We start from the raw sequence: 11,494 nt of genomic DNA on the forward strand, positions 1-11,494 counted from the left end.
ACACGGAACGACCGCATTTATCGCTGAAAATGCAAACGCCCGATGTGGTGCATCGGGCGTCTATCGCCGGTTAACCCCGGCACTTTTCAACCGTTCTGAGTGTCAACGCAATTCAGGACGGGTCATGCCACGCCGTCCTGAGTCAGCCAACAAAGTGCGAAGTGTGAAGAATTCAGTCTCGGCCCATCCACAGTTTCGCCCCCCTGTCATCGGTTCCTGATACTGCAGAGCGGTTGTTGCAGCCGTTTCAGCCGTGGGTGATCCAGCTGTCAAATTCGATGCTGTCCATATGCGGCAGGGTGTTGTAGGTTTGCAACGCGAGATGTCCGGGATCGAAGGCGAATTCGGTGACCGAGGTGTGGCGCAGGCGCAGGTTGAGTTCCACCGTGGCGGCGGGCGGTGTGGCCAGCACCTGGCCGATGGCACAGGCGATCGGGCCGCCGCTTGAGACCAGCAACACGTTGTCAGCGCCGCTGGCCTGCACCTGGGTGAGCACCTCCATCACCCCCTGACGAAAATCCGCCCAGGGTGGCAAGCCGACGGGTTGGTCGCGACCCAGCATCCATTGCAGCAAGACCTGGCGCAACAGCCGGGCCTGCTGGCCGAAGAGACCGGCGGGGCTGGCGTCTGGCAGGGGCTCGGGGTGCACCGTCGCCATCAGCTTCTGGCTGTCGTAACCATCCAGACCTGGCCAGGTTTGGGCTTCGAGCGCGGTGCCCATGCCCTCGCTCACACCGGCCAGGGTCTGGGTATGGCGGTGCCGGGTGCCACTCAGGATCAGGTCAAACCGCTGTTGCCTAGCCGCAAAGTGGCGACCCAGCTGCACACTTTGCCTCTGCCCCAAGGGGCTGAGCGCACCGTCCGCGGCCGTGCCAAACGATGCCTGGGCGTGACGAACAAGGAACAGGGTGGCCATGCCGCAGATTTAAGCACGGTCGTGCTTGTTTGGCGCGTCAGAGGTGAACAAAGCCCGCAATACACGTCACCGAGTCGCCACCCACCCACACCTGGCCGGTGTTGTCCTGCGAAATAAACACCTGGCCGTGGCGGCCCAGGCAGGTGCCCTGGGTGGCGATGTAGCGGGTGGGGGCGACGCCTTCCGCGATCAGCCACTGCGCCAGACTGGCGTTCAGACTGCCGGTGACCGGGTCTTCCGGCACACCAATCGGTGCGGCAAAGGCACGCACGGTCAGGCCGGGCGCGTCAACCGGGTGGCCGACCGTGCCCGATCGCTGGCCAAAAGCGCGTGCCTCGCGGTTGGACCGGGCGACTAGCGTTGTGGCGGTGTGACCTGGATCAACATGGACCAGCCCCACTTTTTGCCCCAAGGCCTTGAGGCGCTGGTGGTCGGGCTGCAGGGCCAGCAGCACCTCCAGGCTGTTGATCTGCAAGCCGAGCCAGACCGGCCCGTTGTCCAGCAGTTGGCTGGCCAGGATGTGCTGCGCCTCCAGCCCGAGCGCGGCCGCCACCTGGCCCACCAGCGCCGGGTCAGGCTGGCTGCGTTGCAAGGGTGGGGCGGCAAAGGCAAGCTGGCTGCCGTCGCGACGCAGGGTGACCAGGCCTTTGGCACATTCCTGCACGATGTGGGTGTGGGCTTGCGGGACACCACCCGCCTGCAGCCAGGCGTGGCAGCTGCCCAGCGTGGGGTGACCGGCAAACGGTAGCTCCCCGCCAGGCGTGAAGATGCGCACGCGGTAGTCGGCACCTTGCGCACGTGCTTCGTCGCTGGGCGGCAACACAAAGGTGGTCTCAGACAGGTTGGTCCAGCGGGCAAAGTGCTGCATGTCGTCGCTGTCCAGCCCGGTGCCGTCCAGCACCACGGCCAGCGGGTTGCCCAGATAAGGGGTGTCGGTGAAGACGTCGACTTGGTTGAAGGGGCGTTGTGGCATGGTGATAGCTCCTTGCTCGATGCGGTTTGAACTCGTCGCGCGCTTTGTCAACGGCAGAGCGCGGCGTATTGGCTGATCGCCAGCGCGAGCGCCGCCACGCCCCGGTGAATTTCGGCCACGCTGGGGGTGACAAAACTCAGGCGCAGCGTGCGCTCATCGCCGTGGTCGGCGTAAAACGGTGCGCCGGGCACAAAGGCCACGCCGTGGTCCACCGCCAGCGGCAGCAGCGCCTCGGCGTTCATGCCCTTGGGCAGGCGTGCCCACAAAAACATGCCGCCCGCCGGTTGGTTCCAGACCAGACGCGCATCCCGTTCGTCAAGGGGCGCATCCGCGGCGGGCAGGGCGCCAAAGTTGTGCGCCAGTGCGTCCAGCATCGCATCACGCTGGGCCTTGTAGAGTGCGCGGATGGTGGGGACGTGGCGGTCCAGAAAACCGTCTTTCATCACCTCGGCCACCATGCGCTGGTTGAAACCGGGGCTGTGCAGGTCAGCCGCCTGCTTGGCTTGCAGGAGTTTGGGGAACACCGCTTTGGGCGCCACCAGAAAGCCCAGCCGCAGGCCCGGCGCCAGCACTTTGGAAAACGAGCCCAGGTAAATGCAGCCCTCGGGGTTGCGGGCGCTCAGGGGGGCCGGTGGTGGCGTGTCAAACCACAGGTCACCGTAGGGGTTGTCTTCGATCAGCGGCAGGTTCAGCTCGGCAGCTACTGTGCTCAAGGCCGCGCGGCGTGCTTCGCTCAGGCTGTTGCCGGTGGGGTTCTGGAAGTTGGGCAGCACATACAAGAAACGTGCGCCCTCGGCCTTGGCCCGCAAGTCGGCCATGTCCACCCCCTCGTCATCGCTGGCCACACTCACCACCTCGGGCTCCATCGGCATGAAGGCCATCACCGCGCCCAGGTAGGTCGGCGACTCGACCAGAATCTTGCTGCCCGCATCCACCAGCACCTTGGCCACCAGGTCCAGGCCCTGCTGGCTGCCGGTGGTGATCAGCACCTGCGCCGGGTCCACGGCCCAGGTCAGGCCAGCCGCAGCGGCTTGGGCGCGCAACTGCTTGGCCACCATCTGGCGCAGTGGGGCAAAACCTTCGCTGGCGGCGTATTGCAGCGCACCTTGCGGGTCGTCTTTGAGCACTTTGGCGCAGGCCGCCTCAAACTCGACTACCGGAAAGGTCTTGGGCGAGGGCAGACCCCCGGCAAAACTGATGATGCCGGGCTTTTCCGTGACCTTGAGGATTTCGCGGATCACCGAGGGGTTCATGCGCCCGGCGCGGCGGGACAGCTGCCAGGGGGAGTGAGGGGCGCCCGGGGGCAAGGAGGCGGTCATACAGTTTCCTTTGATACAACGATGAAAACAGGCGCGGGCGTCGAAAAACGTTTGCCCAGAAAAACGGTGGCCATCACGGCCAGGGCAAAGCCCAGTGTGACGATCTCCAACGGCTCGCCCAGCAGCGGGACGGCGGCCAGAATACTCAAAAACGGCTGCAGCAACTGGGTCTGGCTGACACGCAGCGCGCCGCCCATCGCCATGCCGCGGTACCAGGCAAAAAAGCCGGCCCACATGGAAAACACGCCCACGTACACCAGGCCCAGCCAGGCCGACATGGCCACGCTGTGCGCGGGCCAGGTCAGCAGCGCGCCGGGCACACTCAGCGGCAGCGCCATCACACACACCCAGCAAATCACCCGCTCGGCGCCCAGCGCGTGGGTCACTTGCGCGCCGTACACGTAGCCGATGGAGGCGGCCAGCACCGCACCCAGCAACAGCAAGTCAGCCCATTCCAGGCCAAAACCATGCCCCTGTTGGACCGCGCGATACAGTGAAAACACCACCACCAGCGCGCTGCCCAGCCCGGCAAACACCCAAAACCCCAGCCGCGCCCGCTGGTGCAGCACCAGCGCCGCAATGGCCGCCGTGGTGAGCGGCAGCAGCGCGGTGATCACCGCTGCGTGGCCCGAGCTGACGTGGCGCAGCGCAAACCCCAGCAGCAGCGGGTAACCCAGGGCATTGCCCAGCAGCGCCATGGCCAGCGGCTTGCGCTGCGCCGGGGTGGGCAGGGCAGAACGGGTGACCCACAGAAACACCACCGACAACGCGCCCGCCAGCGCGGCCCGGCCAAACGTGACAAACCACGGCGACAACTGCGGTGCCTCGGCCGTGCCGGTGGCCAGGCGCGTCATCGGCAACGTCACCGCAAACATGGCGACCCCCAGCACGCCCAGCCACATGCCCAGCGTTTCGTGTGGCATGGACTTCAAAGCGCAGACCCCCGGCGGCCTGGCAAAACCAGGTGTTGGCGCATCCGCTGGCCGTGCCTCATGGCCTGCCTTTCGCCGACCCATCCGACAGCGCCCACAGCGCGGCGCTTTGGGCGTGCAATGCGGTGGTGTCAAACAGCGGCAAATCGCAGTGCTGTGGCCCGATCAACATGGCGATCTCGGTGCAACCCAGGATGATGGCTTGAGCGCCTTGGGTCTGAAGGTCTTGGATGATGCGTTGGTAGGTCTGGCGCGAGGCATCCAGCACCTGGCCCAGGCACAGCTCGTTGAAGATGATCTGATGCACCAACGCCTGGTCGTCGGCAGGGGGTGTGAGTACCGTCAAGCCGTGCTGGTCTTCCAGGCGGCTGCGGTAAAAGTCTTGCGCCATGGTGAAACGGGTGCCGAGCAGGCCCACGGTGTCGAACCCCGCCTGCCGGATGGCCTGCGCGGTCGGGTCGGCGATGTGCAGCAGCGGGATGGTCACCGCGCTTTGCACGGCGTCGGCCACCTTGTGCATGGTGTTGGTGCAGATCACCAGCGCGTCGGCACCGGCAGCTTCCAACTTGCGGGCGATGTTGACAAGCAGGCTGCCTGCGGCGTCCCACTGGCCGGTCATCTGCAACTGCTCCACCTCGGCAAAGTCGACGCTGTAGAGGATGATCTTGGCCGAATGCAGCCCGCCCAGTTGCTGGCGAACCGTTTGGTTGATCTGCTGGTAATACGGCACGGTGGACTCCCAGCTCATGCCGCCTATCAGGCCCAGTGTCTTCATGGTGTACTCCGTAAGTCTTGATCTGTCACACAAGGCCAACAGCCGGACAGCCATTGATCAGTTGGTAACAGAGCAAATTTGCTCCGCAAATCTTGGTCTGTCACACAAGGCAAACAGCCGGACATCCTCTGATCAGTTGGTAACAGAGCAAATTTGCTCCGCAAATCTTGGTCTGTCACACAAGGCAAACAGCCGGACATCCTCTGATCAGTTGGTAACAGAGCAAATTTGCTCCGCAAATCTTGATCTGTCACACAAGGCATCAGAAGGTACTCATCCATGCTGCTGTCGCCACCAGCACCGCCGCCATGCTGCGGTTGAACCAGCGCAGGCGTCGCCCGCCATGCGCTGCGTCGGCCAGCCAGCGGCGCAGCAGGGTGCCGATCAGCGCGTACGTGAGGTTGCTGGCCAGGCCAAACAGCAGCAAGATGGGCAGCACCATGGCAAAACGCAGCAGCGCATCGTCGCGCCCGGCCAGCCAGCCCGCCACCACGGTCAGTGCCAGCATCCAGGCCTTGATGTTCAGAAACTGCAGCATCACGCCCTGCCAGAAGGTCACCTTCAGTTGCCCGGCATCGGCCTGTGCCAGCGTGTTGGCGCGGTACAGCTTGCTGGCCAGCCACAACAAATACCCCACACCCACGATTTGGACGCCGATGCGCAGCGCGGGCACCGCCATCACCAGCGCGCCCACACCCGCCGCGCACAGGCTGAACAACAGGCCCCAGCCCACCGGCACCGAGAGCACAAAACGTAGCGCGCGCTTCAGGCCCAGGTTGGCCGCCAGCGCGGTTGAAAGCGTGGTGTTGGGGCCGGGCGTGAAGCTGGCGGCCGTGCACAACACCAGCAGGGCGGTCAATTCAGCAGCAGTCATGGTGGCGGTGGTGGCGTGTCATGGCCTTGACTGTAGCTTTAAAGACAATACAGCTGCAGTACACTTTAAGAAACATTGAACGAATCTGTATTGTTCTGTTGAACCACACAGCCGCCACCGCCTTCACAGAAAGCCGCCCATGTTGGTCAAAACCCTCACCCAGTCACTGTCCGGGCAACTGGCGGCGCGTTTTGCTGAGCGCATCGCCACCGGCTTGCTGGCACCGGGCAGCCGCTTGCCCTCGGTGCGCTTGTGTGCCCAGCAGCAGGGGGTGAGCCCCAGCACGGTGGTGGCAGCTTACGACCAACTGCTGGCACAGGGCCTGGTGGAGGCGCAGCGCAACCGCGGGTTTTTCATCAGGAACCGGGCGGTTGCGGCGATGGATCAACGGCCGGACGCCGTTCAAGGCGTGGCCTCGCGCAGCCTGGGCACCGCACCCTTGGCGGGGGTTGTGCCACAGCATGTGCCGGTCAACGCCACCGCCTTGATCCGGGGCATGTTCCAGGGCGGCAGCGACAAACCACAACCGGGTCTGGGTGCTTTTCCGCCGGACTGGCTGGACACGCCTTTTTTGCCCGCCGCCATCCGCCGCGTCACCAGTGGTGCGCAACTCAAGGCGTTCTCGCTCCAATATGGTGAGCCCGAAGGCGACCTGGGTCTGCGCCAGGCGCTGTCAGTGCGGCTGCAGGCCTTGGCCATTCCGGCATCTGCCCAGCAAATCATCACCACCGTGGGGGCCACCCACGCGCTGGACATTGTCAGCCGCACGCTGCTGCGCGCCGGTGACTGCGTGATGGTGGAAGAGCCCGGCTGGGCCATCGAATTTGCCCGGCTGGACGCTTTGGGCATGCGCATCCTGCCGGTGCCACGCGGGCCCGACGGGCCGGACCTGGCGGTGATGGCGCGCTACTGCGAGCTGCATAGCCCGAAGCTGTTTGTGAGTGTGAGTGTGCTGCACAACCCCACCGGCTACTGCCTGAGCCCGGGCAGCGCCCACCGCTTGCTGCAGTTGGCCCATGCGCACAACTTCCTTATCGTGGAAGACGACACCTACAGCCACCTCGCGCCCGAGCACGCCACCCGCCTGAGCGCGCTGGACGGGCTGCAACGCACCCTGTATGTCAGCGGGTTCTCCAAAATTCTGGTGCCAGGCTGGCGCGTTGGCTTTTTGGCGGCGCCCACGCACCTGTTTGAGTCCTTGCTTGACACCAAGCTGCTGGCCACCCTGACCACCCCGGCCTTGCTGGAAAAGGCGCTGGCCTGGTGCATGGAACAAGGCCAGTTGCGCCGGCACGCCCAGCAGGTGCGCACCCGACTGGACCAGGCGCGGGGTCGCAGTGTCAAACTGGCGTTGGCGGCAGGCTGTACCTTTGCTGCGCCCCCGGCGGGCCTGTTTGGTTGGGTGGATACCGGGGTAGATACCGACACGCTGGCCCAGCGCATGCTGGATGTGGGGTATTTGCTGGCGCCCGGTTCGCTGTTTCATGCCAACCGCACACCGGGCACGCTGATGCGCATCAACTTCTGCACCACGCAGGAGGCACCGTTTTGGCAGGTCTTTCAAAAGGTTTGCGCCTCGATCTGACTAGCAGACCGGCGCGGCCCAATCTGAGGTACAACCCTCAGGGTTCACCGGCCAGCCAGGCGTGCAACGCCGCATCGGTCCGTATCAACGCAATCAGGAGTTCTCATGGTCACACTCTCTCAATGGGCAAGCGCCGTGGTCTGTGTGGTGGCGGTGTCAACAGCCATGGCCGGCGAGGTGGAGGTTTTGCACTGGTGGACATCGGGTGGCGAGGCCAGATCGGTCGGTGAGCTGAAAAAAATCATGCAGAGAAAAGGCCACACCTGGAAAGATTTTGCGGTGACCGGTGGGGGTGGTGACAACGCCATGACCGTGCTCAAGAGCCGGGTGATGGCCGGCAACCCGCCCGCGGCCGCCCAGATCAAAGGCCCGGCCATTCAGGCGTGGGCCAGTGAAGGGGTGCTGGCCAATCTGGATGCCACCGCCCGGGCCGAGAAGTGGGACAGACTGCTGCCCAAGGCGGTGGCGGACAGCATGAAGTACAAGGGCCGTTATGTTGCCGCGCCGGTGAATGTGCACCGCGTGAACTGGATGTGGGTCAACGTCGCGGTGCTGAAACAAGCCGGTGTGACGGGCGTGCCCAAGACCTGGGAGGCGTTTTTTGCCGATGCCGAAAAAATCAGGAAGGCGGGTTTTATCCCGGTCGCCCACGGCGGCCAGGACTGGCAGGACTTCACCACGTTCGAGTCGGTGGTGCTGGGTGTGGGGGGCGCCAGGTTTTACCAGGACGCATTGGTCAAGCTGGACCCCAAAGCGCTGACCAGCCAGACCATGGCCCAGGCGCTGGCAACCTTCCGCAAGGTCAAGCGTTACACCGACGCCGCTTCCCTAGGGCGCGACTGGAACCTGGCCACCGCGATGGTGATCCAGGAAAAGTCCGCCTTTCAGTTCATGGGCGACTGGGCCAAGGGTGAGTTCACCGCCGCTGGCAAGGTGCCGGGCAAGCACTATCTCTGCGCGGCGGCACCTGGCACCGGCAACGCTTACACCTTCAACGTGGATTCGTTTGCCATGTTCAAGCTGAAAGATGCCAAGGCCCAAAAAGCCCAAAGCGACCTGGCTGCAGCCATCATGGGGGCGGAGTTCCAGGAGGTGTTCAACCTGAACAAGGGGTCGATCCCGGTGCGCCTGGCCATGGACATGGCCAAGTTTGATGATTGCGCCAAGCTGTCCAGCCAGGACTTCATGGCCGCCAGCAAGGCCGGCAGCCTGTTGCCGTCGGTGGCGCACGGCATGGCCATCAGGCCCGCAGCCGAAATCGCCATCAGGGCGGCTGTCAGTCAGTTCTGGAACGACGACACCCTCCGTGTGGCCGATGGCCTGACGCGCATCGCCCAGGCGGCTGAAGTGCGGTGAGCCGGGGAGATCGTCGCGGTCTGACTAAATCGACCATTCCGGCTGTGCGGCGGCGTCCACCTGCGCGGCGGCCTCCAGCAGCAGCTGGCGTGTCCACACAAAGTCGGCCACCGACACCGGGCGCGAGAACAGGTAACCCTGGCCATAGTCACAGCCCGCAGCAGCCAGCAGCGCGCGCTGGTGTTCGGTCTCGATGCCTTCGGCAATCACCTGGATGCCCAGCGCATGCGCCATCACGATGATGGCCTGGCACAAGGCCAGGTCGGTCGAGCCGGGTACCAGTTGCCGCACAAACGACTGGTCGATCTTGATGAAGTCAATGTCAAACTTCTGCAGATACGCCAGCGACGAATAGCCGGTGCCAAAGTCGTCCAGCGACACCTTGATGCCGTCGTCGCGCATGGTCAGCAGCTGTTCCACCACGCCCTCGCTGGTGGACAGCAACAGGCCTTCGGTGATTTCCACCACGATGCTGTCGCCGCCCAGCCCGCGCGTGCGCAACTGCTCAATCCAGGGGGTGGCCTGAGGATTGGGGTTTTCAAACTGTACCGGCGACTTGTTGATGCTGATCTGGAACTGCGGATGCAAGGTCTGGCGCCACTGGCGCACCTGCTCGGCCACCTGCTGGAACACCCATTCGCCCAGCGCCACGATCAGCCCGCTGCTCTCAGCCACCGGGATGAACTCACCCGGGCTGATCAGCCCGCGTGTGGGGTGCTGCCAGCGCACCAGCGCCTCGGCCTTGTGGATGGCGCCGGTGGCCAGTTCCACAATGGGCTGATACACCACACGGAACTGTTGCTCGGTCAACGCGGTGCGCAAGTCGCGGGTGAGCTGGGCCCGCCACTGTGCGGCTTCCTGCAGCGCCTGGGTGAAAAAACTGAAACGGTTGCGCCCGCCGCCTTTGGCCACGTACAAGGCCTGGTCGGCGTTTTTCAACAGGTCTTCGATTTCCTGGGCATCGCCCGGGTAGAGGGTCACACCGATGCTGGCCGAGATGAACACCTGGTCCAGCCCGAGCTGGAACACCGCCCCCAGCGAGGCCAGCAGTTTGTGCAACACCCCCTCCAGGTCGGTCACCTGCGTCAACTCGGTCACGATCACCATGAACTCGTCGCCGCCCATGCGCGCCACCGTGTCGACCTCGCGCAGGCAGGCGGTGATGCGTCGCGCCGCATCCATCAGCAGTTGGTCGCCGCGGTCGTGGCCCAGCGTGTCGTTGACCTCCTTGAAGCGGTCCAGATCGATGAACAGCAGCGCCAGTTGCTGTTCGTCACGGCGGCATTTCTTGATCTCCTGGGCCAGGCGCTCGCGCATCAGGCGGCGGTTGGGCAGGCCGGTCAGGGTGTCGAAGTGGGCGTGTTGCCAGATGGTCGCCTCCGTCGCCTTGCGTTCGCTGATGTCGGTGTGGGTGCCGATCATGCGCAGCGGCTGGCCTTGCGGGTCGCGGCTGATCACCATGCCGCGGGTCAGCACCCATTTCCAAGAGCCGTCCTGGCAGCGCACCCGGTGCTCGTTGACATAGGTTGGGCTCAGGCCATCAAAGTGGGCCTGGCGCGCCTGCTCCATCTGCGCGATGTCATCGGGGTGGGTGCGCTGGTCTATTCCCCCTGGGTGGTTGGCGATGTCGTCTTCGCTCAGGCCGTACATGTCGAGCAGACTTTTGGAAAAAAACGCCTCACCGCTGGGAATGTGCCAGTCCCAGACGCCGTCGCCCGTGCTCTCCAGGGCCAGTTTCCAGCGCTCTTCATTGCTCTGCAGCGCCTGCTTAATCAGGATGTAGTCGGTGACATCGGCGAAGGTGCGCACCATGGTGCCATCGTCGAGCAGTTTGCTTTTGACCTCCAGGATGCGCCCCTGCGGGGTTTCGCGCAGATAGTGCGGCGGTGGCTCGCCCATGCCGGTGCTGTTGACGTAGTCGCGGGCGTGTTCCGCCACCCGGGTGGTCTGCGGGCCAAAATCGCCTTTGCTGTGTTGCAGCGCGTTGAGCTCTGCCAGCAGCGGTCGGGCGGCCAGAAACTCGGCACTCACCTCCAGCAGCTCACACACGCGCGGGTTGAAACCAATGATGCGTTTGTCCGCATCAAACAGCAGGATGCCCTGGCTGATGTGGTCCATCGTGGTGCGCAGCAGGCGGGTCTTTTCCTGCAGGTGGGCATTGAGCTGGACCAGCGCTTGTTCGGCCGCCTTGCGCTCGGAGATGTCGGTGTGGGTGCCGATCATGCGCAAGGGTCGGCCCTGGGCATCGCGGCTGACGATGGTGCCGGTGGACAAAAGCCACTTCCAGCGGCCGTCTTGGCTCCGCATGCGCAGTTCAATCACGTAATCGGGCGAATCCCCGGCCAGGTATGCCGCGATGGCGTCTTGCAAGGGGGCCACATCATCCGGATGCACGTGCGTCAGAAACTCGGTAAAGCTCGGGGTAGGCTGCCCGGCATCAAAGCCCAGGATCTCGTCCCAGCGCGCCGAGTGGCGCTGCGCACCGGTGAGCAAATCCCATTCCCAGATGCCTGCGCCCGAGCCTTCCAGTGCCAGCCGCCAGGGGTTGTCAGCCTCGTCAGCAGGGGCGGGGCGGCTCACGCCAGCAGGCGCGCTGTCGTTCGCCGCCGTGGTGGGGTCACTGGCGGTGGTGGGCAGGTGGGCGGTGTGGGCTGCTTGTTTCACTTGAAAGCGTTGCTGCGGCTGTCCGCCAAGGGGGCAAGACCAGCGTGAGCGAGGCGATGATTCAGTATCGCACGGCAGCGGCTGGCGCTGCACCCCGGGC

The 11,494-nt window shown here is 64.5% G+C and carries 9 protein-coding genes; 2 read left to right on the forward strand and 7 right to left on the reverse strand.

The features are described from left to right. Positions 1-247 precede the first annotated feature (247 nt). The 6 genes from LHU53_RS01705 to LHU53_RS01730 form a co-directional block, all read right to left on the reverse strand. A complete protein-coding gene (locus LHU53_RS01705) occupies positions 248-916 on the reverse strand; it encodes a histidine phosphatase family protein (RefSeq protein ID WP_227330352.1) in 669 nt (222 codons plus the stop codon). A gap of 37 nt (positions 917-953) precedes the next feature. Further along, a complete protein-coding gene (locus LHU53_RS01710) occupies positions 954-1,889 on the reverse strand; it encodes a PhzF family phenazine biosynthesis protein (RefSeq protein ID WP_227330353.1) in 936 nt (311 codons plus the stop codon). Between the two features lie 47 nt (positions 1,890-1,936). Next, positions 1,937-3,208, reverse strand: coding sequence for a PLP-dependent aminotransferase family protein (locus tag LHU53_RS01715; protein ID WP_227330354.1), 1,272 nt, complete (start codon positions 3,206-3,208; stop codon positions 1,937-1,939). Then, on the reverse strand, positions 3,205-4,131 hold the full coding sequence (locus tag LHU53_RS01720) for a DMT family transporter (RefSeq protein ID WP_227330355.1): 927 nt from the start codon (positions 4,129-4,131) through the stop codon (positions 3,205-3,207). The genes LHU53_RS01715 and LHU53_RS01720 overlap by 4 nt, the downstream gene beginning before the upstream one ends. 67 nt (positions 4,132-4,198) lie before the next feature. Further along, entirely contained in the window at positions 4,199-4,915 is a 717-nt protein-coding gene (locus LHU53_RS01725; RefSeq protein ID WP_227330356.1) for an aspartate/glutamate racemase family protein, read from the reverse strand. 262 nt (positions 4,916-5,177) lie between these two features. After that, positions 5,178-5,789, reverse strand: a complete 612-nt coding sequence (locus LHU53_RS01730; protein ID WP_227330357.1) for a LysE family translocator — start codon at positions 5,787-5,789, stop codon at positions 5,178-5,180. 139 nt (positions 5,790-5,928) lie between these two features. On the opposite strand from LHU53_RS01730, the gene LHU53_RS01735 reads away from it, so the two are divergent. Both LHU53_RS01735 and LHU53_RS01740 read left to right on the forward strand, forming a co-directional pair. Continuing rightward, entirely contained in the window at positions 5,929-7,374 is a 1,446-nt protein-coding gene (locus LHU53_RS01735; protein ID WP_227330358.1) for a PLP-dependent aminotransferase family protein, read from the forward strand. A gap of 105 nt (positions 7,375-7,479) precedes the next feature. Next, entirely contained in the window at positions 7,480-8,730 is a 1,251-nt protein-coding gene (locus tag LHU53_RS01740) for an ABC transporter substrate-binding protein (protein WP_227330359.1), read from the forward strand. Between the two features lie 24 nt (positions 8,731-8,754). Here LHU53_RS01740 and LHU53_RS01745 read toward each other — a convergent pair whose 3' ends face one another. Further along, positions 8,755-11,394 carry an EAL domain-containing protein gene (locus LHU53_RS01745; protein ID WP_227330360.1) on the reverse strand — a complete coding sequence of 880 codons (2,640 nt, stop codon included), beginning with the start codon at positions 11,392-11,394 and terminating at the stop codon, positions 8,755-8,757. Positions 11,395-11,494: the final 100 nt, after the last annotated feature.

The sequence above is a fragment of the Rhodoferax sp. U2-2l genome (genome assembly GCF_020594515.1).
Classification (GTDB): domain Bacteria; phylum Pseudomonadota; class Gammaproteobacteria; order Burkholderiales; family Burkholderiaceae_C; genus Rhodoferax.